The following is a 21,125-nucleotide window of genomic DNA, read 5'->3' on the forward strand; positions in this document are numbered from 1 at the left end:
CCTGTATTGGGGCCGCCTTGCGCGGCGAAATGAGCTCAGTGACCCAGCGCGCCCATCTGTTGCGGCAGGTACAGAACGGTGACGGGAACTAGGACGATCAGCGCCAGGCGGAAGATGTCGGCCACCCAGAACGGGGTCACGCCGCGAAAGATCGTGCCAGTCGAGACGTCGCCCACCACGCCCTTGAGGATGAAGACGTTCAGGCCCACCGGCGGGGTGATCAGCGAAATCTCGGTGACCACCACCACGACGATGCCGAACCAGATCGGGTCATAGCCCAGCGAGGTCACCAGCGGGAAAAAGATCGGAACCGTCAGCAGCAGCATCGACAGGGATTCAAACACGCAGCCGAGGATGATGTAGATACCCAAGATCATCAGGATCACGACGAAGGGTGCCACGTCATAGGCGGTGACCATGGCGATCAGCGCCTCGGGCAGGCCGGCCAGGTTGATGAAGTTCGAAAAGATCTGCGCGCCGATCAGCACTGCGAACAGCGCGGCGGCGGTAAAGCAGGTTTCCTTCAGCACTTCGAAGGTCGATCCCACGGTCAGCCCGCCACGGAACAGCGCGATCAGAAAGGCGCCGGCGGCGCCCATGCCTGCGGCCTCGGTCGGCGAAAAGGTCAGGTTCAGGGGTTCGAAATCGAACACGCCATACAGCCCGCCGATCACCAGGAAGAAAAGCAGCAGCACAGCCCAAACGGACCCCAGCGCGCTGATGCGCTCGCCCCAGCTGGCGCGTTCACCGGCCGGGCCGGCCTCCGGGTTGCGCCAGACGGTCCAGCGCACGGCGAACAGGTAGAACAGGATGCCCAGAATGCCGGGGATGATGCCGGCCATGAACAGCTTGCCGATCGAGGTTTCGGTCAGCAGCCCGTAGATGACCAGAATGACCGAGGGCGGGATCAGGATGCCCAGCGTGCCGCCGGCCGCGATCGAGGCGGTCGATAGTTCGTCGGAATACCCATAACGGCGCATCTGCGGCATCGCGACTTTGGACATGGTCGCGGCGGTGGCCAGCGACGATCCGCAGATTGCCGAGAACCCGCCGCAGGCCGCGACGGTGGCCATGGCGATACCGCCGCGCATATGGCCCAGAAAGGCATTGGAAACCGCATAAAGCTCGCGGGCCATGCCGCCCTTGTTGACGAACAGGCCCATCAGGATGAACAGCGGCACGACCGACAGGCCGTAATCCTGCGCGGTATCGGTGATCTGGCGGCCGACCATCGACATCGCGGCCTTCAGCCCGCGCTCGTCAAAGATCGAGCCGCCGCGTTCATAGGCAAAGCCCAACGTGCCGACCAGCCCCATGGCAAAGACGATGGGCAGGCGCATCAGCACCAGGATCAGGACAAGGGCAAATCCGATGAGGGCAGCGGTCATTGAGTGGATTCCGTCAGGGTCTTGGGGGCAAACAGGTGCAGCAGTCCGGTGATGATCATCACCACGGCGGTGATCGCCACCGACGCAGTGATGAACCAGCCGACGAGGTATGTCGGGATGCTGAGGTATTCGGTGACATCACCATAGTCGCGGGCGCGTTCGGCCAGAATCCACACGCGCTGGACCGGCCAATATAGCATGGCGCCGCTGAGGATATAGATCACCGCGTCACGCAGGCGGCTGAGGCGCAGGCGGTGAAAGATACCGTCGGTCAGGTCCACGGCGATATGCCCGTTGGTGACCGAGATGATGGGCAGCACCGAGAACACCAGAATCGCCATCAGGATGCGCGTCAGTTCAGTGGCGGCCTCGATCGGCGCGTTGAAGACCGACCGCAGGATCACGTCGCAGAAGGTCATCACCATCAGGATGAACAGGGCCGTGCAGGCGACGATCACCGGCAGGACGCTGGCGCGCCGTACAAGCTGGATGAGAGGGGTCATCGGGTGGCTCCGGAAGGGGCTGGGTGGGGGCGGCCAGTGCCGCCCCGCATCAGGGATCAGTTCGAGGACATTTCCGACTTGATCATGTCATAGGCGGCTTGCGCATCGACGCCGGCTTCGTTGACTTCGGCAATAACCTTGGCGCGCACGTCCTCGGCGATCGTCGAGAACTTCTCCATGTCCTCGGCAGCGGCTTCGTGGATCGCATTGCCCTCGGTGCTTTGGGTCGCTTCACGGCCGATGGCGTCGATCTCGTCCCAGATCTTGCCGATGTCGCGGCTCAGCGGTTCGCCGAACACGTTTTCTTCCAGCGCTTTCTGGATGTCCTCGGGCAGGTCGGCGAAGGTTTCCTCGTTCATGATGAAGGCAAACGACCCGCGATACAGGCCGCCCGGCATCTCATAGACGTTCGGGGCCACTTCGGTCAGCTTGAAGCCCTTGCGGGATTCGAACGGCATGACCACACCGTCGGCGGCCTTCGAAGCCAACGTCTCATAGACCTTGGGGGCCGGAACCTGGATGCCGGTCGCACCCAGCGCCGTGCCCACGTCGCCACCGACGCCACCGGGGATCCGCACCTTGAGGCCCGAGATCTGGTCCATCGAGGTCACCGGGCTGCTGGTGTGCAGCTGGGCGGGGCCGTGTGTGTGCAGGGCAATGACCTTGACGCCGCGGTGTTCGTCGGCGGCCTTCAGGTATTTGTCGTAAGCGCGCCAATAGGCGACTGAGGCGGCCTCGGCCGAGCCTTCATAGCCCGGCAGTTCGATCAGCTTGGTCGTCACGAAGCGGCCCGGCTGATAGCCGTGGAAGATGATCGACGCATCCGCCGCGCCATCCATGATCAGGTCCATCTGGGCCGGGGGCGGGGCGATGCCCAGCTTCAACTCGGCAGTCACCTTGCCGTCGGTGGCCTCTTCGACCATCTCGACGAATTTGGGCCACATCTTGGCGTTGATCCCGTGGGTGGGCGGCGCCCAGCTGGAAATCGTCAGGGTGTAATCCGCCGCAAATGCCACGCTGCCAGACACTGCCAAGGCAGCCGTCGCCAACAGCGTTTTGATCCCGTTGAGTTTCATGACTGGTTTCCTCCTCCAAAACATGAGTCACAAATGCGTTAATGGTCCTTTTTGTAACCATCAACTGGCCGAAAGCCCGGATTCGGCGCTTCGTCGGAGAAATTTATTGACCAACCGTTCGGTTAATGCAAGAAGAATATCGAAACGAATGCAAAGCGAGCGGCCCATGAGCGATACGATTCTTGCGCAGCGGCGTGGAAATTATGTGGAAATCACTCTCAACCGCCCTGATCGCCTGAACAGTTTCACCGAGGAAATGCACCATGCCCTGCGCCGCGCCATCGAAGGCGCGCGCGATGAGGGCGCGCGGGCGATCCTGCTGACCGGGGCCGGACGCGGGTTTTGCGCGGGGCAGGATCTGGCCGACCGTGACCCGTCGAAAATGGACGGCCCGCCGGATCTGGGCCACACGGTGCGTACTTTCTACGCGCCGCTGGTGCGGTTGATCCGGTCGCTGAACTTTCCGGTGATCTGCGCGGTCAATGGCGTGGCCGCGGGCGCGGGTGCCAATCTTGCGCTGGCCTGCGATATCGTGCTGGCCGCCGAGTCCGCGAAATTTATCCAGTCCTTCGCCAAGGTCGGGCTGATCCCCGATACCGGCGGCAGCTGGCACCTGCCGCATCTGCTGGGCGAGGCGCGTGCCAAGGGGCTGGCCCTGACCGGCGAGCCCTTGATGGCGAAGACGGCCGAGGACTGGGGCCTGATCTGGAAAGTCCTACCCGATGCCGACCTGATGACCCAGGCGCGTGCGCTGGCCGAACGCCTGTCGAACGGCCCCACGCTGGGCCTGGGTCTGACCAAGCAGACCATCCAGGCCGCCGCGACCAACAGCCTGACCGATCATCTGGAGATCGAGGCCGACGCCATGAAGACCTGCGGTGAATCCGTCGACTATGCCGAAGGCGTCGCGGCCTTTCTGGAAAAGCGCAGCCCGGAGTTTCGGGGCAAATGAGCATGACGCCGAAAGAACGCGCCGAAAAGGCCGCCGCCGCGATGTGGGCGCAGGACCATGCCTCGAAATGGGCGGGGATGGAACTGGTCGAGGTCGACGAGGGCACCGCGACGCTGGCGCTGACTGTGCAGCAGCACCATTGCAACGGGCACGGGATCTGCCATGGCGGCGTGACCTTCATGCTGGCCGACAGCGCCTTTGCCTTTGCCTGCAACAGTCGCAACCAGTCGACTGTGGCCCAGCACAACGTGATCAGCTATGTCGCGCCGGGCCGGCTGGGCGACCGGCTGACCGCCCGCGCGACCGAACAGAGCCTGACCGGCCGCAGCGGCATCTATGACGTGACCGTGACCAATCAGGACGGCCAAAAGATCGCCGAGTTCCGGGGCTTTTCCCGCGCGACCAACGGCACTCTGTTTCCAGAATCTTGAGGTGAGGAGGACATCATGAAGGATCTGACCCCGAACAAAGCGGATCTTGACCCGATCGAGATCGCGTCGATCGATGAAATCCGCAGCTTGCAGCTGGACCGCCTGAAGTGGTCGCTGCGCCATGCCTATGACAACGTTCCGATGTACAAGCAGCGGTTCGACGAGGCCGGGGTGCATCCCGACGATCTGCAAACGCTGAGCGATCTGGCCAAGTTCCCCTTCACCTACAAGAACGATCTGCGCGACCACTATCCGTTCGACCTGTTTGCCGTTCCGCGCGAACAGATCATTCGCCTGCATGCCTCGTCCGGCACCACGGGCAAGCCGACCGTCGTGGGCTATACCAAGAACGACATCGACAACTGGGCCGATCTGGTGGCCCGCAGCCTGCGCGCAAGCGGTCTGCGCAAGGGCGACATGATCCACAACGCCTATGGCTATGGCCTGTTCACCGGCGGCCTGGGCGCGCATTACGGAATCGAGCGGCTGGGCGCCACGGTCGTTCCCATGTCCGGCGGTCAGACCGAGAAACAGGTGGCCCTGATCACCGATTTCAAACCCGACGGCATCATGGTCACGCCGTCCTACATGCTCAACATCCTCGAACAGTATCACAAGGTCGGGATGGACCCGCGCGAAAGCTCGCTGTCGGTGGGCGTGTTCGGGGCCGAACCCTGGACGGATGCGATGCGCAATGAGGTCGAGCAGGCCTTTGACATGCACGCCGTCGACATCTACGGCCTGTCCGAGATCATGGGGCCGGGCGTCGCCAACGAATGCGTGGAAACCAAGGACGGCCCGGTCATCTGGGAGGACCACTTCTACCCCGAAATCATCGACCCGCAGACCGGCGAGGTTCTGCCCGACGGCGAAATGGGCGAGTTGGTCTTTACCACGCTGACCAAGGAAGGTCTGCCGATGATCCGCTACCGCACCCGCGACCTGACGCGGCTGCTGCCGGGCACCGCACGTTCGATGCGGCGGATGGAGAAGATCACCGGCCGCAGCGACGACATGATCATCCTGCGCGGGGTCAACGTCTTCCCCAGCCAGATCGAGGAGCAGGTCATGGCCACCGGCGGCATTGCCGCGCATTACCAGATCGAGCTGTACAAATCCGGCCGCATGGACGCGATGCGCGTCTTTGTCGAGGCGATGCCCGACGCGGCCGATGAGCTCAGCAAGACCGCCGCCGCGCGGATGCTGACCAAGCGGATCAAGGACATCGTTGGCGTTTCCACCGAGATCGTTGTAGGGGACCCCGGCGATGTCGAGCGCAGCCAGGGCAAGGCCAAGCGCGTCGTCGACAACCGAGACAAGGAGTGAGGTTTGGCCCGTACGATTGCAAAAGATCACGACCAGAAACGCGCCCAGATCCTGAAATCGGCGGCGCGGGTCTTTGCCCGCGAAGGCTTCGACCGCGCCTCGATGACCCAGCTTGCGCGCGAATGCGGGATCTCGAAGGCCAACATCTATCACTATTATGACAGCAAAGACGCGATCTTGTTCGACATTCTCGAGACCTATCTGCGGGAACTGCGCGACCTGATCTGCGGGCTCGAGATGGAAGGCCTCAGCCCGCCCGAAAAGCTGCACCGCGTGGTGGCCGAGATCCTGCTGGCCTATCAGGGCGTGGATGACGAACACCGGGTCCAGACCAGCGGCATGTCGGCTCTGCCCGAGGATCAGCAGCGCCTGTTGCGCGGATATCAGCGCGACATGGTGAATTTCCTCAGCGCGATCCTGTCCGATGTCGCGCCCGACGTGTTCCAGGGCGACGGGGCCAAGCTGCGTTCGGCCACGATGTCGGTGTTTGGTATGCTGAACTGGTATTACATGTGGAATTCTGGGGCCGATGCGCAGGCACGCCGGGACTATGCCGCGCTGGTCAGCAACCTGACCCTATCGGGCGTCAAGGCGCTGTAGCTCCGGTCCTGCCGGCAATGTGATTTGGCTTTCGCGGGTGTCCCGGCGTTTACTTGCGGTCGGAGGGCGCCATGCAAAAACCGGAACGGTTCGACAAATTCTATTTCGCCAAGGTCGGGATGGGCGAGGCCTGCGGCTGCGCCGAGCGCATCATCGACGTCTATGAATTCAACCGCAAGACAGGTGTGCGTGACGCGGGCACGGGCAAGGGGGCCCGGCCACGGCGTCGCGGCCTGCGATCGCTTGCCTTGAAATACGGCCTGATCAGCCGCCCCAGCGGGCGGTGATCACGGGGTGCGCAGGCCCAGCCGCGTGACGACCTCTGCGGCCTCGGCCAGCCAGCGGTTTTTCAGTTCGACCCCCGAGGCCCGGCGCAGGCCCATCTGGCGCAGCTTTTCCATCCGCTCGGGGTTGCCCGCTCCGAAACCTGCGGCCACCCGGGGCCACCAGTAATCGACCGATTCCTGCATCGCCGGCGCCGCGCCCTGTTCCAACAGCTTGACCGCGCCTTCCAGGGCCAATTCACCGTGATGCGCCTCGATCGGGGCGATAGCGCGGAACACCTCGGCCAGCGGCTGATAGGACACCAGCGCGAACTCGGCCAGTTGCACGCCCACGGCCCGGCTCATCAGCAGGTTCATCACCACCGCATCGTTCCAGCCTTCGATCGGATAGTTGAAGACCGCAAGGCGCATGTCATGTTCGCTGCGCGTGGCCCCGATATCGGCGGAACGGTTCAGCCGTGCGGTCCACGGGTGATGCGTGGCATAGCGGTCTGTATCCGCGCCGAACTCGCCCATGATCTTCAGAACGCGGTCGGCATTGTCGGTCTTTTCCAGAACGATCTTCGCCGCCGCGATACGTTCCTTGATGCCCGGGCCCTGGTTGATGATGTCGGCGAACCCCGCCGCACCGGCCAGTTCGCTGTCGACGAAGGTCGCCATCAGCTTCATCAGTTCGGCCCGGTATCGGGGTGGCACGTTGGTCGGGTTGGTCAGAACGCCGCCTGCGGCCAGGTAGCTTTCGATGCTCATGTCTTCGGCCATGGTCCCTCTCCCTTTACTGGTCGTAATCGACGACGACATTGTCGGTCAGCGGGTAGGCCTGGCAGCTGAGCACATAGCCTTTCTCGACCTCGTAGTCCTCGAGCGCGTGGTTGGCGACCATCTCGACCTCGCCTTCGATCACCTTGCAGCGGCAGGTCGAACAGACCCCGGCCTTGCAGGCAAAGGGGGCGTCCATCGCGTTTTCCAGCGCCGCATCCAGAATGGTCTGGTCCTTGGGCATGGTGAGGGTCTGGCTGGCGCCGTCCAGCGTGACGCGGGCCTGAGTCTGGTTGGCCTGTGCAGCCGTTGCCACATCGCCATGCTTGCGTTTGGCACGGCCCGGTTGGGCGCTGGCGAACAGCTCGAACTTGATCTGGCTGTCATTCAGCCCGTGTTCGCGCAACGCCTCGGCAATGCCCAGCATCATCGGCTCGGGGCCGCAGATGAAGGCGGTGTCGGTGTTTTCGACGTCGATCCAGTGCTGGAACAGTTCGGCGCATTTCTCTTTGGTCACCAACCCGGTGAACAGGTCGATCTCCTGCGCGTCGGTTTCCAAGATATGGATCACGTTCACGCGGCCCATATACTGGTTCTTCAGGTCTTCCAGCTCTTCGCGGAACATGATCGTGTTCACGCCCTTGTTGGCATAGACCAGCGTGAAGCGCGCATTCGGCTCGCGTGCCAGCGTGGTCTTTAGGATCGACAGCACGGGCGTGATGCCCGACCCGCCGGCAAAGCCCAGGTACTGCCGATGCGCGGCCGGGTCCAGCGGTGTGTGGAAGGCCCCCATCGGCGGCATCGCCTGCAGCCTGTCGCCCACTTTCAGCTCGGTGTTGGCCCAGGTTGAAAAGGCGCCGCCCTCGACCCGTTTGATGCCCACCTGCAGAACGCCGTCATCCTTGCCCGCGCAGATCGAGTAGGAGCGGCGCAGCTCTTCCCCGTCAAATTCGCGGCGGAAGGTCAGGTACTGGCCCTGGACAAAGTCGAATTCCTCGGCCGCGCCGTTCACCGGTTTCAGCGTGACCACGACCGCGTCGCGGATGGTCTTGTGGATGTCGGTGACTTCCAGATCGTGAAAACGTGCCATCCGGTCCTCCTCAGATGCACTTGAAATAGTCGAAAGGTTCCAGGCAGTCGGTGCAGCGCCAATGCGCCTTGCACGGAGTCGAGCCGAACTGGCTGACCTTTTCCACTGCCGTGCTGCCGCAATGCGGACAGCGGTCGGGTCCGCCCGCGGGCTGGGGCGGTGCGATGCCATAGTCCTTCAGCTTCGCACGCCCCTTGTCGCTGAGCCAATCGGTCGTCCAGGCCGGAGAGATGCGGGTCTCCAGCTTGATCTTGTCGATGCCGTGGTCGCGCAGGGCGGTTTCGATGTCCATCGCGATGACCGAGGTCGCCGGGCAGCCCGAGTAGGTGGGCGTCACGGCAACCTTCAGCGTGTCGCCTTCCCATGTCACATCGCGCACGATGCCCAGATCGACGACCGAGATCACGGGGATCTCGGGGTCGGGCACGGCGTCGAGCCATTCCCAGACCTGCTCTACGTTGGCGCGGTTCATCTGCCTTTACCAGGTTGCGCCCGGATAGGCCCGCTGCAGCCATTGCATCTGGGTCAACAGGTGGCCCAGATGTTCGGTATGCATGCGTCCGTCGCGGCCGCCCTTGTGGGCAAAGCGGCTGTCGGGAACGGTCAGGGTGGCCTCGGTCAGTACGCGCCGAACCAGCGCGTCATATTCCTCGCGCAGGTTGGCCGGATCGGGGGCGATGCCCGCGGCGGCCATCTCGGCATCGACCTCGTCGCTGGCGAACATCTCGCCCACATAGGGCCAGAGGTAATCCAGCGCCTCCTGCATGCGTCTGTGGCTTTCCTCGGTGCCGTCGCCCAGCCCGACTACCGTGTCGCTGGACCGTTCCAGGTGATAGGCGACCTCTTTGCTGGCCTTCTCGCCAATCGCCGCGACCCGGTCGTCAGACGACTTCAGCAACCGGCCCAGCATGATCGAGTGCCAGGCATCAAACAGGAACTGGCGCATCAGGGTGCGGCCGAAATCGCCGTTGGGCACCTCGACCAGCAGCACGTTGCGGAAATCCCAAGCGTCGCGCAGAAAGGCCAGATCATCGGCGGACTTGCCTTCGCCCTGAACCTCTCCGGCCAGGCCCAGCCACATCTGCGTCTGGCCGATCAGGTCCAGCGCGGTGTTGGCCAGCGCGATGTCCTCCTCCAGCACCGGCGCATGGCCGCACCATTCGCTGACGCGATGGCCCAGGATCAGCGTGTTGTCCCCCATCCGCAGCAGGAATTGCAGGAATGCCTCGTCGCGGGTCATCACATCGCCCCCACTTCTTCGGGGATGTCGAAAAAGGTCGGATGACGGTAGACCTTGCTTTCGCTGGGCTCGTACAGCGGGCCCTTGTCGCTGGGCGAACTGGCGGTGATGTTGTTGGCCTCGACCACCCAGATCGAGACGCCCTCGTTGCGGCGGGTATAGACGTCGCGGGCGTTCTTGATCGCCATTTCGGCGTCGGGTGCGTGCAGCGAGCCGACATGGCGATGGCTCATGCCGTGCTGGCCGCGGATGAAGATTTCCCACAGGGGCCATTCGTTTTTCATCAGGTGTCCTCCTATCGGGTGGGTTATTCGGCTGCGACCTTGCGGGCGCGTTTCTTGCGGGCATGTTCCAGCAGACCGTCACGCACCCATTTGCCATCGTCCCAGGCCTTGTTGCGGGCGGCCAGGCGGTCGGTGTTGCAGGGGCCGTTGCCCTTGATCACGTCGAAGAATTCCGACCAGTCGGGCTGAGTGAAATCGTAATGCCCGCGCTCTTCGTTCCACTTCAGGTCCGGGTCAGGGATGGTCAGGCCCAGATACTCGGCCTGCGGCACAGTCTGATCCACGAATTTCTGGCGCAGCTCGTCATTGGAGTTGATCTTGATCTTCCACGCCATCGACTGGGCCGAATGCACCGAGTCCTTGTCGGACGGGCCGAACATCATCAGCGACGGGTACCAGAACCGGTTCAGCGCGTCCTGCGCCATCTTGCGCTGTTCGGGCGTGCCCTCGGCCATCTTTCGGATCGCGTCATAGCCCTGGCGCTGGTGAAAGCTTTCTTCTTTGCAGATGCGGATCATCGCGCGCGAATACGGCCCGAACGAGGTGCGCTGCAGCGGCACCTGGTTCATGATCGCCGCCCCGTCGACCAGCCAGCCCACCGCGCCGATATCGGCCCAGTTCAGCGTGGGATAGTTGAAGATCGAGCTGTATTTCATCCGCCCGTCCAGCAGCATCTCGGTTAGTTCGTCGCGGCTGACGCCCAGGGTTTCGGCGGCGCAGTACAGGTACAGGCCGTGCCCGGCCTCGTCCTGCACCTTGGCCAGCAGGATCGCCTTGCGTTCCAGCGTAGGCGCGCGCGTGATCCAGTTGCCTTCGGGCAGCTGGCCGACGATCTCGGAATGGGCGTGCTGGCCGATCTGGCGGATCAGCGTCGCGCGATAGTCGTCGGGCATCCAGTCCTTGGGCTCGATCTTGATGTCGGCGTCGATCTTGTCCTGAAAGGCGCGTTCCTGCTCGGTCATTTCCTCGCGGGATTTGACGCCTGTTCCTGCCGTCTTGATCATCTGAGCGTACATGTCGGGTCTCCTCCCTTACACGCGTTCAAGAATAAGCGCGGCGCCTTGGCCTACGCCCACGCACATGGTGCACAAGGCATAGCGCCCGCCGGTGCGGCGCAGCTGATAGGCCGCCGTCATGACCAGCCGCGCGCCGGACATGCCCAGCGGGTGGCCGATGGCGATGGCGCCGCCATTGGGATTCACATGGGGTGCGTCATCGGCCACGCCAAGTTCACGCAGGGTGGCCAGACCCTGGGCCGCGAAGGCCTCGTTCAATTCTATCACATCCATCTGCTCGATGCTCAGCCCCGTGCGGGCCAGCACTTTGCGGGTGGCCGGGACCGGACCGATTCCCATGACCCGAGGCTCGACCCCCGCGACCGCCATGCCCACGACACGGGCCATCGGGGTCAGGCCGTTCTTCTGCGCGGCGGCCTCGTTGGCCAGCAGAATGGCCGCGGCGCCGTCATTGACGCCCGAGGCATTGCCCGCCGTCACCGTCTTGTCCGGCCCGTTGACGCCCTTCAGGCCCGCCAGCTTTTCGGCCGTGGTGCCGGGGCGGGGGTGTTCGTCGGTGTCCACCACCAGCGGGTCGCCCTTACGCTGGGGGATGGTCACGGGGGTGATTTCCTCGGCAAAAACGCCGGCCTGATGCGCGACCGCCCAGCGGGCCTGGCTGCGCGCGGCAAAGGCATCCTGATCAGCGCGGCTGATGTCATAGTCCTCGGCCACGTTGTCGGCGGTCTGCGGCATTGAATCCGTGCCGTACATCTGCTGCATCTTCGGGTTCACGAAACGCCAGCCGATCGTGGTGTCATAGGCCGCGTTGGCGCGGGAAAAGGCGCTGGTGGCCTTGGGCATCACGAAGGGCGCGCGCGACATGCTTTCGACGCCACCGGCGATCGCCATATCATAGTCCCCCGCCTTGATGGCCCGCGCGGCCATGCCGACCGCATCCATGCCGCTGGCGCACAGGCGGTTGATCGTGGTGCCGGGCACTTGAACCGGGAAACCGGCCAGCAGGGCGGCCATGCGCGCCACGTTCCGGTTGCTTTCGCCGGCCTGGTTGGCATCGCCCATGATCACGTCATCCAGGCTGGCCCAGTCCACCTGCGGGTTCCGCTCTTTCAGCGCAGCCAGCGGGATCGCGGCCAGATCGTCGGTGCGAACCTGGGACAGGGCCCCGCCATAGCGTCCGATCGGGGTGCGCTGTGCGTCGCAGATGAAAGCGTCCATGCGTCGGAACCTCGTGTCTTGCGTCCGGGTCAATAAGTGACCGCTTGGTCGGGTAATACGCCCGGAAGCGATTCGCGGCAAGGAAAATGTAACGCAATTGTGCTTCAAATCGAAAATCGGTAACGTATTTGTGCCGACATGAGAAAACCCGCACGGGGGCGGGCGATCTCGATCTTCGGGGCAGGAACCGACTAAAGCTGACCGGCTTCGGTCAGAACCTTGCGCGCCACGCGAAAGCACTCCAGCGCCTGCGGGACGCCGCAATAGATGCCGACGACATGGATGATCGCCCGAATCTCCTCCTTGCTGACGCCGTTGTTCAGGGCTCCGCGACAGTGGATCTCCCACTCGTGCATCTTGCCCAGGGCGCCGATCATCGACAGGTTCATCATCGAGCGGGTCTTGGGGTCGATCACCTCGTCCCCCCAACCGAAGCCCCAGCACCAGGCTGTCATGGCCTCCTGAAATGGGCGGGTGAAATCATCCGCCGCGGCCAGGTTCTTTTCTACGTATTCGTCGCCCAGCGTCGCCTTGCGCTGCGCCAGTCCCTTCAGAAACAGGTCTTCGTCAAAGATGTCGGCCATCGTCCACTCCGCTTGCATCTGTATCCACCGCCTCGCGCATCCATTGCTGCAAGCGGGCGATCGAATGTTCCGACATTACGCCGCAAGCCGGGTCCAGCACCAGCGGGCCAGGGCGATAGCCGCGCGATTTCAGGCCGCGATGCACGCTTTCAACCAGCCGGATGTCTTCTTCGACCGTGGTTTCCCGGTCCTGCACCGCCAGTTGGCGGATCACCGCGCTTTCGGACCCGCCCTCGGTGTACCATCCGCGCCAGACGGTGCAGTGATCGGCATCCTGCGCGCGCCAGTGATAGGTGTTCAGCACATTGCCGGGATAGCACTGGAACGAGAACATCGGCCACAGAAACCACGACTGATAGTCGCCCGCATGGGGAACAGACAGGTCGATGGGATAGGTCATCTTGTCGAGGCTCTGACACTCGGTCGTATGGCGCAGAACGTATCCGCCGCCTGCGTCGGGTTGAATGTCATAGGTTTCGGGTTTGACCACACCTGTGGCAAAGGTCGGGTGATTGGTCGGGCAGTGATAGCATTCCGAGTAGTTCTCAATACTGACCTTCCAGTTGCAGTTTTCGGGAATCTCGACCCATTCCAGCGGCTCAAGATCGTCGATCAGCGGGACAAAGGCGCGGATTTCCGCGCGCACGCCGGGGTACCAGTCGTCCATCGGGGCGGCGTCATCGTCGAGGTTGACGAAAATAAAGCCGTTGAACAGCTCGGTCCGCACCGGGGTCAGACAGATCGCGCTGCGGTCGAAGCCCGGAACCGATTTGATGTTCGGCCCGGCGCGCAGGTGCCCGGTGAGTTCGTAAGTCCATGCGTGATAGGGGCAGACGACGACGCGGGTGTTGCCGGCCCCGGTCACCACCTCATGCGCGCGGTGCTGGCAGACGTTGTAGAAGGTGCGGATTTCACCATCGCGCCCGCGGATGCAGAACAGGTTCTGGCCTGCGATTTCAAAGGCGAAGTAGTCGCCCGGCTCGCGCACCTGCGCCACATGGCCGGCAAATTGCCAGGTGCGGGCCAGAAGTCCCTGCTTCTCCTGCTCGAATATTGCCGGGTCGGTGTAATAGCGGGCCTCCAGCGATCGGGTCAGCGGTGCGGTCATTCTGGTTCCTCCGCATAGAGGCCAAGTTGGTGCCTGCGGCGGTGAAACCGCTCCACACGCTCGACGATTTCATCGCTGGACAGGGCGACCACGAAAGACAGAAGCGTCTCAAGCAGCGCGATGGTCGAAACCGATGACGGAAAGAACTGGGGCGTGTCGGCGGCGACGACAAACCCGTGTTGCGCGTTCAGGATGACTGGGCTGGCGGGGCTGTCGGAGATGCCGACCACGGTCATGCCCTGTTCGCGGGCCAGCTTCACCGCCTCGATCACCTCGGTCCGGTAGGGGTGGCAGGTCATCGCGATCAGCACGTCCTGTTCATCGGCCCAGGCCAGATCGTCCACCGGGGTCGAGCCGGGCCGGGGGATGGCGTGGAACTGCTTCATCCCGGTCGAGGCCAGATAGGTAAAGTTGCGCGCGTTCGCGTTGTTGACGCCGACGCCCAGCGTAAACACCTGCCGCGATGTCCAGATCGCCTCGGCCGCGGCCTGCAACCGGGTGGCGTCGATCCCGGCGAAGGTTTCTTCGATGTTTCGGATAGCGGCCCCGACCATGTCGGCATAGAGGCCGCCCAGCTCGCCAGATTTGCCGATCTCCTGCAGCCAGCGGGCGCGGTCGGGGAACGACACGGTGCCTCGGCGGATGGCGTCGCGGAACGGCGCGCGGAAATCCTCGTAGCCCTCAAACCCCACCTGCCGCGCCATGCGGACGAAGGTGTTGGGTTTCACGTTCGCGGCCTCGGCGATTTCGCGCACGGTCGAAACGCCAACATCCGCGGGGTTCTCCAACACATAGCGGGCGGCCTTCTGCGCCTCGGGCGTCAGGGCGTCCCATTCACGGGTCAGCCGGTCAAGAACGGTGTTTGATACATTTGTGTCATTCATGATTGACGATGGTACAAATGTGGCTTTAGCTTGTCGAGAAGAAATGCGACTCGGTGAGAGGAAAAATCATGTCCGGGAAGGAACTGCCGTCACAGGCCCGCGTGGTGATCGTGGGCGGAGGTGTCATGGGCGTCGGTCTGGCCTACCACCTGGCGCACGAGGGCTGGACGGATGTCGTTCTGCTGGAAAAGGCCGAGCTGACCAGCGGCAGCACCTGGCATGCGGCCGGGCAGATCACCCATTCGACCAGTTCCTTTGGTCTGGGCAAATGCGTGGACTACAACATCGGGCTCTATTCCGGTGCGCTCGAGGCCGAGACCGGGCAGGCGGTGACATGGCATGGATGCGGCTCGTTCCGGCTGGCCTATACCGAAGATGAGATGGACTGGCTGCGCCACACCCTGTCGGTGGGCCGGTCGCTGGGCTTCAACATTGAACTGGTCGGCCCCGACCGCGTGGCCGAACTGCACCCGTTCTACAACCTCGACGGGGTTCTGGGCGCGCTGCATACGCCGGATGACGGGCATGTGGACCCGACGAACGTGACCATGGCCATGGCGGCGGGGGCGCGTCAGCTGGGCGCGCGGATCATCCGCCGCTGCAGGGCCACCAACATCACCCAGGCGGCCAATGGCGAATGGGTGGTCGAGACCGAACGGGGCACGATCCGATGCGAACACGTGGTGAATGCGGGCGGCGCCTATGCCCGGCAGATGGGCGAATGGTCTGGCCTACAACTGCCGATGACCTCGATGACCCACCACTATTTCGTGACCGAACCGGTGCCACAGTTCCAGGACCTCGATCACGAGTTGCCTGTGATCCGCGATGACCGCAAGGTCTCGGGCTATATCCGCATGGAGCAGAAGCGCGGGCTGATCGGGATCTACGAAAAGGAGAATTCGAACTCGGTCTGGCATGACCATTGCCCGTGGGATTATGAAAACTGGTTGTTCGACGCCGATTACGACCGGGTCATGCCGTGGCTGGAAGAAAGCCTGAACCGGATGCCGATTTTCGCCGATCTGGGCATCCAGCGCGAGGTTCACGGGGCGATCTCGCACCCGCCCGACGGCAATCCGCTGATCGGCCCGGCGCCGGGGGTGCGAAACTATTGGTGCTGCTGCGGCACTCAGATCGGCATCGGCTGGGGCCCGGGCCTGACGCGCGAACTGGCGCGGTGGATGGTGCATGGGGCGGCCGACATTTCGATGCGCGACTATGATCCGCGCCGGTTCGGGGCCTATGCCACCAAAGACTGGCAGGTCACCAAGGCGCATGAGGATTATAAGCTGCGCCACGAAATTCCGTTTCCGCATTTCAACCGTCTTGCCGGGCGGCCGATCAAGCCGTCCCCCCTGTATGACCGGCTGAAAGCCAAGGGCGCGGTGTTTGAAGAGGTCTTTGGCCACGAGCGCCCCCGCTGGTTCGCAAAGGACGGCGTTGAACAGCGCGACCATTATTCCTTCCGCCGCAATGTGGTGCATGACATGGTCGCCGCCGAATGCAGGGCCGTGCGCGAGGCGGTCGGCATCATGGATATCTCGGCCTTCACCAAGGTCGAGGTCAGCGGCCCGGATGCCCGGGCCCTGCTGGACCGGCTGGTCGCCAACCGCCTGCCACAAAAGGTGGGCGGCATCGCGCTGACCCACATGCTGAACCGCCGTGGTCGGATCGAGCTGGAGACCACGGTCGTGAAACTGGGCGAGGACCGGTACTACCTCGTCTGTGCCGCCTTCTTCGAACAGCGCCTGCTGGACCACCTGACCCAGCATCGCGACGAAGAAAACGTCGATATCATCCTGCGATCCGACGACTGGGCCGCGCTCAGCCTCAATGGCCCCGGCGCGCGCGAGGTTTTGGCCGCCTGCACCGAAGCGGACCTGAGCAATGCCGGTTTCAAATGGCTGACTGCGCAGGAAATCGACGTGGCGGGTCATCGGCTCTGGGCTTTCCGCATGTCCTATGCCGGTGAATTGGGATGGGAACTGCACATGCCGCGTGACTGCGCCTTGGCCGTCTACGATACGCTCTGGGCCGCAGGCGCACCGCACGGCATCGCCGATTACGGGTCGTTCGCGATGAACGCGCTGCGGATGGAGAAGGCCTTCAAGGGCGCAGGCGAGTTGACCAACGAGGTCACCCTGGCCGAGGCCGACGTGCTGCGCTTTGCCCGCACCGACAAGGAATACCTGGGCAAGGACCGGACCCTGAACCCCGATCTGCGCTGGGTCTGCGCCTATCTGGAGATCGAACCAGATGGCCAGAACGATGGGCATGGCGGCGAGGCGGTCCTGCTGGACGGCAAGGTCGTGGGCTCCACCGCCTCGGTGGCCTACGGGCATACGGTCGGCAAGATCCTTGCCTTTGCCTATGTCAAACCGCAGGCCAATGTGCCGGGAACCGAAGTGCAGGTGGTGATTGCGGGCGTGCCGCGTCGCGGGCGGATCCTGGGCGCGCCCGCCTATGACCCGCACAGTGTTCTGCCCCGAACCGATACCGCGATGGAGGCTGCGGAATGATCCCGAAGACGATGAAGGCCATGGTCCTGACCGGGTATGGCGATCTGGACAAATACGAATGGCATGAGGACTGGCCCACCCCCACACCCGGCCCGATGGAGGTGTTGATCAAGGTGGGCGCCTGCGGGCTGAACAACACGGATGTGAACACCCGCACCGGCTGGTATTCCAAGGCGGTGGACGAGGCCACCACCGGCGGCGCCTATTCCGAGTTGGATGACGACGACAGCACCTGGGGCGGCGCGCCCCTGACCTTCCCGCGCATTCAGGGCGCGGACGCGGTCGGAACAGTCGTGGCCGTGGGAGAGGGGGCCGATCCCGCGATCATCGGCCGGCGGGTGATCGTGGCGGGCTGGCTGCGCGACTGGTCCGAGCCGATGAACCGCGACAAGGCGGGATATTTCGGCTCGGAATGTGACGGCGGCTTTGCCGAATACACCAAGGCCGACATCCACGGCGTGGCTGCGATCGACTCCGACCTGAGCGATGCCGAACTGGCGACCTTCAGTTGTTCCTATGTGACGGCCGAGGGCATGTTGGACAGGGCGCAGGTCGGCGAGGGCGACACGGTTCTGATCCCCGGCGCCTCGGGCGGTGTGGGCGGGGCGCTGATCCAGTTGTCCAAGCTGCGCGGCGCACGCGTGATCGCCATGGCCAGCGAGGCCAAACACCCCGAGGTCGCCAAACTGGGCCCGGATCGCATTCTGCCGCGCAACCCCAGGAACCTGCGGGCCGAGTTGAAAGGCGAACGGATCACCGTCGTCGCCGACGTCGTGGGCGGAGAGATGTGGCCCAAACTGATCGACATGCTGGAGCGTGGCGGGCGCTATACCTGTTCGGGCGCGATTGCCGGTCCGATCGTGCAGTTCGACCTGCGCACCTTCTATCTGCGCGATCTGACCTTCACCGGGTCGACCGTGAACACGCCGCAGAACTTCTTTGATGTCGTGAAATACATAGAAAATGGGCAAATCAAGCCAGCTTTGGCCGCCACTTACCCGTTGACTGAGCTGCGAGAGGCCCAGCAGGCCTTCATCGACAAGCATCATACCGGCAATATCGTGGTGATCCCATGACCCTGGAAAACGTTCTCGAAGCTGCGCGGCACCTGCATCAGACCCTGCCGGCGCTGTCCGAATTCGGCACCTGGCCCACCGACCTGACCGCAACCGGTTTGCAACCGCGAGCGATCCCCGCCACACCACTGGTGCAGGCGCTGGATCAACCCGGATCACCCCGGACAACGGGGTTGGTTCAGGCGATCCGGTCGGCGGCGCATCTTGCCCACTGGAAACGCACCTATACCGAGGCAGAGGTCGGTGCCGATTTCCGCAATCGGTACGGGTATTTCGAACTGTTCGGGCCAACCGGGCATTTCCATTCGACCAAGTTGCGGGGCTATGTCGCCTATTGGGGCGCCGGGCTGGACTATGACTGGCACAGCCACCAGGCCGAGGAGCTTTACCTGACGCTGGCGGGCGGTGCGGTCTTCAAGGTTGACGGGGATCGGGCCTTTGTTGGCGCTGAGGGCACGCGGTTGCATGCCAGTTGGCAAAGTCACGCCATGTCCACGGGGGATCAGCCGATCCTCACGTTCGTGCTGTGGCGGGGCGAGGGGTTGAACGACCTGCCCAGGATGGACGCCGCATGAAGATCACCCGCATCTCGGTCTTTCACGTCGATCTGCCGCTTGAACATCCCTATTGGCTGTCCGGCGGACGTCTGAAATTCGAGGTGCTGGATGCCACCTTCGTCAAGATCGAAACCGACGCCGGGCTGACCGGCTGGGGCGAGGGCACGCCATGGGGCCACACCTATGTGCCCGCCCATGGGCCGGGCATCCGGGCGGGGATCGAGACCATGGCGCCCTTCGTCCTCGGGCTGGACCCGCGCCGGGTCCTGGAGGTCGAGCGGGCGATGGACCACGCGCTGCCCGGGCATCTTTACGCCAAATCGCCGATCGACATGGCCTGCTGGGACATTGCCGGACAGGCGGCTGGGCTGCCGATTGCCGATCTGATGGGCGGCGGGTCGCGCAGCCCCGCGCCGGTCGCCTCCTCGGTCGGGGCCAAGACCGTCGAGGAAACCCGCGCGGTGATGGATCGCTATCGCGGCCGCGGCTATTGGGTGCATTCGGTCAAAGTGGGCGGCGACGTGGATCGCGACATAGAACGCATCCGCGATGTCGAGGCGCACCGCCCTGCGGGAGAACGCATCCTCTATGACGTCAACCGCGCCTGGACGCGGCAACAGGCGTTGCGGGTGATGAAGGCCACCGAGGATCTGGGCGTGATGTTCGAACAACCCGGCGAGACGCTGGACGACATCGCGGCCATCCGGGCCCTGCATTCCGCGCCGGTCAGCGTGGATGAAAGCCTGGTCACCCTGCAGGACGCCACACGCATTGCCCGCGACGGGCTGGCCGAGGTCTTCGGGATCAAGCTCAACCGTGTCGGCGGCCTGTCCAAGGCCGCGCGGATGCGGGACATCGCGCTGGCGCATGGCATCGACATGTATGTGATGGCCACCGGCGGCTCGGTTCTGGCCGACACCGAGGCGCTGCATCTGGCCGCCACCATCCCGGATCACAACCGCCTGGGCGTCTGGGCCTGTCAGGACATGCTGACGCTGGACGTCGCGGGCGGGCGCGGTCCACGCAACCGTCAGGGTCATCTGGAATTGCCCGAGGCCCCCGGCCTCGGCGTAGCCCCGGATGAAGATGCACTGGGGGAACCAAAGGCCGTGCACCAATGACCCGCATCACCCGCATTTCTATTTGGCTTGTGCCGCTAACCAGCCATCAGGCCTATTACATGGCTGACGGCAAGGCCTGCGACACGGTTGAAACGGTGGTTCTGGCGCTGGACACCGATGACGATCTGACCGGCTGGGGCGAGGTCTGCCCGATTCCGCATTACCTGCCCGCCTATGCGCGCGGTGTGGCCCCGGCGGTGCAGGACATGGCCGCGGTTCTGCTGGGCGCCGACCCGATCGGACCCGAGGCGTTGATGGCGCGGCTGGACCGGCACCTGCCGGGGCATGTCTATGCCAAATCGGCGATCGACATCGCGCTGTGGGATCTGACGGGGCAGGTGGCAGGGCTGCCCCTGCACGCGCTTCTGGGGGGGCGGCAGGCGCAGACGATGCCGCTCTATCACTCGATCACCTGTATCGCCCCGGCCGAGATGGCCCGCATCGCCCGCGAGGCGCAGGCGCAGGGCATCACCCAGTTCCAGGTCAAGCTGGGCGCGGATTCCGATTGGCAGGCCGATGTCGAACGCCTGCGTCTGGTGCGCGAGGCGGTGGGCGACGGGCCGCTGGTCTATGGTGACTGGAACTGCGGCGCTACGTCTCTGGACGCCAGCCGGGTGGGGCGGGCGGTCGCGGATTTGGATGTCATGCTGGAACAACCCTGTGCCACGATCGAGGATTGCGCCCGCGTGCGCGCCGCCACCGGCCTGCCAATGAAGCTGGACGAAGGCGCACACGACACCGCCAGCCTGATGGCTGCGCATGCGCTGGGCTGCATGGATGCGGTCGCGGTGAAGCTGTCGAAATTCGGTGGGCTGTCGGCTGCGCGCCGTGCGCGTGATTTGTGCCTGCATCTGGGGGCGAAGATGTGCGTCGAAGACACTTGGGGATCTGACATCACCACCGCCGCCCTGTTGCATCTGGGCGCAGCAACTGAACCGGCGCGCCTGATGAACGTGTGCGACCTGTCGGGCTATGTCGCGCCGCGGCTGGCGCCCGATGGCCCGACCCGCAAGGGCGGCCGGATCGCGCCGCCCGACGGGATCGGCCTGGGCGTTGCGCCCGACCGCGAATTCCTGGGCGCGCCGGACGTGATACTGGATTAGGGA

General features: G+C 64.0%; 23 protein-coding genes. 10 read left to right on the forward strand and 13 right to left on the reverse strand.

What is annotated here, in order from left to right; translation table 11 throughout:
• Positions 1 to 35: 35 nt before the first annotated feature.
• Genes ACR3EK_RS02345 through ACR3EK_RS02355 form a run of 3 tightly spaced genes read right to left on the reverse strand, consistent with a single transcriptional unit; the run spans position 36 to position 2,967 of the window.
• A complete protein-coding gene (locus ACR3EK_RS02345) occupies positions 36 to 1,388 on the reverse strand; it encodes a TRAP transporter large permease (RefSeq protein WP_480632579.1) in 1,353 nt (450 codons plus the stop codon).
• Positions 1,385 to 1,891: a TRAP transporter small permease gene (locus ACR3EK_RS02350; protein WP_170357007.1), complete on the reverse strand. Its 507-nt coding sequence runs from the start codon at positions 1,889 to 1,891 to the stop codon at positions 1,385 to 1,387. Before ACR3EK_RS02350 ends, ACR3EK_RS02345 begins: the two co-directional genes overlap by 4 nt.
• A 56-nt stretch (positions 1,892 to 1,947) precedes the next feature.
• Positions 1,948 to 2,967, reverse strand: coding sequence for a TRAP transporter substrate-binding protein (locus ACR3EK_RS02355; RefSeq protein WP_480632580.1), 1,020 nt, complete (start codon positions 2,965 to 2,967; stop codon positions 1,948 to 1,950).
• A gap of 166 nt (positions 2,968 to 3,133) precedes the next feature.
• Between ACR3EK_RS02355 and paaG the strand changes: the two genes are divergently transcribed.
• The 5 genes from paaG (at position 3,134) to ACR3EK_RS02380 (ending at position 6,563) form a co-directional block, all read left to right on the forward strand.
• A complete protein-coding gene (gene paaG / locus ACR3EK_RS02360; RefSeq protein ID WP_170460148.1) occupies positions 3,134 to 3,919 on the forward strand; it encodes a 2-(1,2-epoxy-1,2-dihydrophenyl)acetyl-CoA isomerase PaaG in 786 nt (261 codons plus the stop codon).
• Positions 3,920 to 3,921: 2 nt separating this feature from the next.
• Complete coding sequence (paaI, locus tag ACR3EK_RS02365) at positions 3,922 to 4,350, forward strand: hydroxyphenylacetyl-CoA thioesterase PaaI (RefSeq protein ID WP_170357010.1); 429 nt, start codon at positions 3,922 to 3,924, stop codon at positions 4,348 to 4,350.
• 15 nt (positions 4,351 to 4,365) lie between these two features.
• Positions 4,366 to 5,676 (forward strand): phenylacetate--CoA ligase PaaK, encoded by a 1,311-nt coding sequence (paaK, locus tag ACR3EK_RS02370; RefSeq protein ID WP_170420154.1) that lies wholly within the window; start codon positions 4,366 to 4,368, stop codon positions 5,674 to 5,676.
• A gap of 3 nt (positions 5,677 to 5,679) precedes the next feature.
• Positions 5,680 to 6,276, forward strand: a complete 597-nt coding sequence (locus tag ACR3EK_RS02375; RefSeq protein WP_170434236.1) for a TetR/AcrR family transcriptional regulator — start codon at positions 5,680 to 5,682, stop codon at positions 6,274 to 6,276.
• Positions 6,277 to 6,347: 71 nt separating this feature from the next.
• Positions 6,348 to 6,563, forward strand: a complete 216-nt coding sequence (locus ACR3EK_RS02380; protein ID WP_480632581.1) for a hypothetical protein — start codon at positions 6,348 to 6,350, stop codon at positions 6,561 to 6,563.
• On the opposite strand, the gene ACR3EK_RS02385 is transcribed toward ACR3EK_RS02380, so the two are convergent.
• From ACR3EK_RS02385 to ACR3EK_RS02430, 10 genes are all read right to left on the reverse strand, one after another.
• On the reverse strand, positions 6,564 to 7,322 hold the full coding sequence (locus tag ACR3EK_RS02385; protein WP_480632582.1) for a Phenylacetic acid catabolic protein: 759 nt from the start codon (positions 7,320 to 7,322) through the stop codon (positions 6,564 to 6,566).
• A 13-nt stretch (positions 7,323 to 7,335) separates the two neighbouring features.
• Entirely contained in the window at positions 7,336 to 8,409 is a 1,074-nt protein-coding gene (locus ACR3EK_RS02390) for a 2Fe-2S iron-sulfur cluster-binding protein (protein ID WP_480632583.1), read from the reverse strand.
• Positions 8,410 to 8,419: 10 nt separating this feature from the next.
• Complete coding sequence (paaD, locus tag ACR3EK_RS02395) at positions 8,420 to 8,881, reverse strand: 1,2-phenylacetyl-CoA epoxidase subunit PaaD (RefSeq protein ID WP_170340292.1); 462 nt, start codon at positions 8,879 to 8,881, stop codon at positions 8,420 to 8,422.
• Between the two features lie 6 nt (positions 8,882 to 8,887).
• Entirely contained in the window at positions 8,888 to 9,649 is a 762-nt protein-coding gene (paaC, locus tag ACR3EK_RS02400) for a 1,2-phenylacetyl-CoA epoxidase subunit PaaC (protein ID WP_170390804.1), read from the reverse strand.
• Positions 9,649 to 9,933 (reverse strand): 1,2-phenylacetyl-CoA epoxidase subunit PaaB, encoded by a 285-nt coding sequence (gene paaB / locus ACR3EK_RS02405; RefSeq protein ID WP_005978248.1) that lies wholly within the window; start codon positions 9,931 to 9,933, stop codon positions 9,649 to 9,651. Before paaB ends, paaC begins: the two co-directional genes overlap by 1 nt.
• Positions 9,934 to 9,956: 23 nt before the next feature.
• Positions 9,957 to 10,949 (reverse strand): 1,2-phenylacetyl-CoA epoxidase subunit PaaA, encoded by a 993-nt coding sequence (gene paaA, locus ACR3EK_RS02410; RefSeq protein WP_480632584.1) that lies wholly within the window; start codon positions 10,947 to 10,949, stop codon positions 9,957 to 9,959.
• Positions 10,950 to 10,964: 15 nt separating this feature from the next.
• The gene (pcaF, locus tag ACR3EK_RS02415; RefSeq protein ID WP_480632585.1) at positions 10,965 to 12,167 is read right to left on the reverse strand and encodes a 3-oxoadipyl-CoA thiolase; all 1,203 of its coding nucleotides are present in this window, start codon (positions 12,165 to 12,167) and stop codon (positions 10,965 to 10,967) included.
• A 191-nt stretch (positions 12,168 to 12,358) separates the two neighbouring features.
• Positions 12,359 to 12,751: a carboxymuconolactone decarboxylase family protein gene (locus ACR3EK_RS02420; RefSeq protein ID WP_170357019.1), complete on the reverse strand. Its 393-nt coding sequence runs from the start codon at positions 12,749 to 12,751 to the stop codon at positions 12,359 to 12,361.
• On the reverse strand, positions 12,735 to 13,859 hold the full coding sequence (locus ACR3EK_RS02425) for an aromatic ring-hydroxylating oxygenase subunit alpha (RefSeq protein ID WP_480632586.1): 1,125 nt from the start codon (positions 13,857 to 13,859) through the stop codon (positions 12,735 to 12,737). The genes ACR3EK_RS02420 and ACR3EK_RS02425 overlap by 17 nt, the downstream gene beginning before the upstream one ends.
• Positions 13,856 to 14,743: a MurR/RpiR family transcriptional regulator gene (locus tag ACR3EK_RS02430; protein ID WP_005978233.1), complete on the reverse strand. Its 888-nt coding sequence runs from the start codon at positions 14,741 to 14,743 to the stop codon at positions 13,856 to 13,858. The genes ACR3EK_RS02425 and ACR3EK_RS02430 overlap by 4 nt, the downstream gene beginning before the upstream one ends.
• Positions 14,744 to 14,811: 68 nt before the next feature.
• Here ACR3EK_RS02430 and ACR3EK_RS02435 point away from each other — a divergent pair, with 68 nt between their 5' ends.
• The 5 genes from ACR3EK_RS02435 to ACR3EK_RS02455 are packed head-to-tail and all read left to right on the forward strand — an operon-like array spanning position 14,812 to position 21,122.
• Positions 14,812 to 17,265: an FAD-dependent oxidoreductase gene (locus ACR3EK_RS02435; RefSeq protein WP_480632587.1), complete on the forward strand. Its 2,454-nt coding sequence runs from the start codon at positions 14,812 to 14,814 to the stop codon at positions 17,263 to 17,265.
• Positions 17,262 to 18,341 carry an alcohol dehydrogenase family protein gene (locus ACR3EK_RS02440; protein ID WP_480632588.1) on the forward strand — a complete coding sequence of 360 codons (1,080 nt, stop codon included), beginning with the start codon at positions 17,262 to 17,264 and terminating at the stop codon, positions 18,339 to 18,341. The genes ACR3EK_RS02435 and ACR3EK_RS02440 overlap by 4 nt, the downstream gene beginning before the upstream one ends.
• On the forward strand, positions 18,338 to 18,916 hold the full coding sequence (locus ACR3EK_RS02445) for a dimethylsulfonioproprionate lyase family protein (RefSeq protein WP_480632589.1): 579 nt from the start codon (positions 18,338 to 18,340) through the stop codon (positions 18,914 to 18,916). The genes ACR3EK_RS02440 and ACR3EK_RS02445 overlap by 4 nt, the downstream gene beginning before the upstream one ends.
• Positions 18,913 to 20,019, forward strand: coding sequence for a mandelate racemase/muconate lactonizing enzyme family protein (locus ACR3EK_RS02450; RefSeq protein WP_480632590.1), 1,107 nt, complete (start codon positions 18,913 to 18,915; stop codon positions 20,017 to 20,019). The genes ACR3EK_RS02445 and ACR3EK_RS02450 overlap by 4 nt, the downstream gene beginning before the upstream one ends.
• A complete protein-coding gene (locus ACR3EK_RS02455; protein WP_480632591.1) occupies positions 20,016 to 21,122 on the forward strand; it encodes a mandelate racemase/muconate lactonizing enzyme family protein in 1,107 nt (368 codons plus the stop codon). The genes ACR3EK_RS02450 and ACR3EK_RS02455 overlap by 4 nt, the downstream gene beginning before the upstream one ends.
• The last annotated feature ends 3 nt before the right edge of the window (positions 21,123 to 21,125 follow it).

The organism is Ruegeria sp. BC8, assembly GCF_056535705.1.

What these genes read in the sequence shown, in the direction of transcription:
- paaB (WP_005978248.1), bottom strand. Translation starts at nt 9,933, where the DNA reads ATGAAAAACGAATGGCCCCTGTGGGAAATCTTCATCCGCGGCCAGCAC.
- paaA (WP_480632584.1), bottom strand. Translation starts at nt 10,949, where the DNA reads ATGTACGCTCAGATGATCAAGACGGCAGGAACAGGCGTCAAATCCCGC.
- ACR3EK_RS02385 (WP_480632582.1), bottom strand. Translation starts at nt 7,322, where the DNA reads ATGGCCGAAGACATGAGCATCGAAAGCTACCTGGCCGCAGGCGGCGTT.
- ACR3EK_RS02445 (WP_480632589.1), top strand. Translation starts at nt 18,338, where the DNA reads ATGACCCTGGAAAACGTTCTCGAAGCTGCGCGGCACCTGCATCAGACC.
- ACR3EK_RS02435 (WP_480632587.1), top strand. Translation starts at nt 14,812, where the DNA reads ATGTCCGGGAAGGAACTGCCGTCACAGGCCCGCGTGGTGATCGTGGGC.
- paaI (WP_170357010.1), top strand. Translation starts at nt 3,922, where the DNA reads ATGACGCCGAAAGAACGCGCCGAAAAGGCCGCCGCCGCGATGTGGGCG.
- ACR3EK_RS02420 (WP_170357019.1), bottom strand. Translation starts at nt 12,751, where the DNA reads ATGGCCGACATCTTTGACGAAGACCTGTTTCTGAAGGGACTGGCGCAG.
- ACR3EK_RS02450 (WP_480632590.1), top strand. Translation starts at nt 18,913, where the DNA reads ATGAAGATCACCCGCATCTCGGTCTTTCACGTCGATCTGCCGCTTGAA.
- ACR3EK_RS02455 (WP_480632591.1), top strand. Translation starts at nt 20,016, where the DNA reads ATGACCCGCATCACCCGCATTTCTATTTGGCTTGTGCCGCTAACCAGC.
- paaD (WP_170340292.1), bottom strand. Translation starts at nt 8,881, where the DNA reads ATGAACCGCGCCAACGTAGAGCAGGTCTGGGAATGGCTCGACGCCGTG.
- ACR3EK_RS02440 (WP_480632588.1), top strand. Translation starts at nt 17,262, where the DNA reads ATGATCCCGAAGACGATGAAGGCCATGGTCCTGACCGGGTATGGCGAT.
- ACR3EK_RS02430 (WP_005978233.1), bottom strand. Translation starts at nt 14,743, where the DNA reads ATGAATGACACAAATGTATCAAACACCGTTCTTGACCGGCTGACCCGT.
- ACR3EK_RS02380 (WP_480632581.1), top strand. Translation starts at nt 6,348, where the DNA reads ATGCAAAAACCGGAACGGTTCGACAAATTCTATTTCGCCAAGGTCGGG.
- ACR3EK_RS02345 (WP_480632579.1), bottom strand. Translation starts at nt 1,388, where the DNA reads ATGACCGCTGCCCTCATCGGATTTGCCCTTGTCCTGATCCTGGTGCTG.
- paaK (WP_170420154.1), top strand. Translation starts at nt 4,366, where the DNA reads ATGAAGGATCTGACCCCGAACAAAGCGGATCTTGACCCGATCGAGATC.
- paaG (WP_170460148.1), top strand. Translation starts at nt 3,134, where the DNA reads ATGAGCGATACGATTCTTGCGCAGCGGCGTGGAAATTATGTGGAAATC.
- ACR3EK_RS02425 (WP_480632586.1), bottom strand. Translation starts at nt 13,859, where the DNA reads ATGACCGCACCGCTGACCCGATCGCTGGAGGCCCGCTATTACACCGAC.
- ACR3EK_RS02390 (WP_480632583.1), bottom strand. Translation starts at nt 8,409, where the DNA reads ATGGCACGTTTTCACGATCTGGAAGTCACCGACATCCACAAGACCATC.
- ACR3EK_RS02350 (WP_170357007.1), bottom strand. Translation starts at nt 1,891, where the DNA reads ATGACCCCTCTCATCCAGCTTGTACGGCGCGCCAGCGTCCTGCCGGTG.
- paaC (WP_170390804.1), bottom strand. Translation starts at nt 9,649, where the DNA reads ATGACCCGCGACGAGGCATTCCTGCAATTCCTGCTGCGGATGGGGGAC.
- pcaF (WP_480632585.1), bottom strand. Translation starts at nt 12,167, where the DNA reads ATGGACGCTTTCATCTGCGACGCACAGCGCACCCCGATCGGACGCTAT.
- ACR3EK_RS02355 (WP_480632580.1), bottom strand. Translation starts at nt 2,967, where the DNA reads ATGAAACTCAACGGGATCAAAACGCTGTTGGCGACGGCTGCCTTGGCA.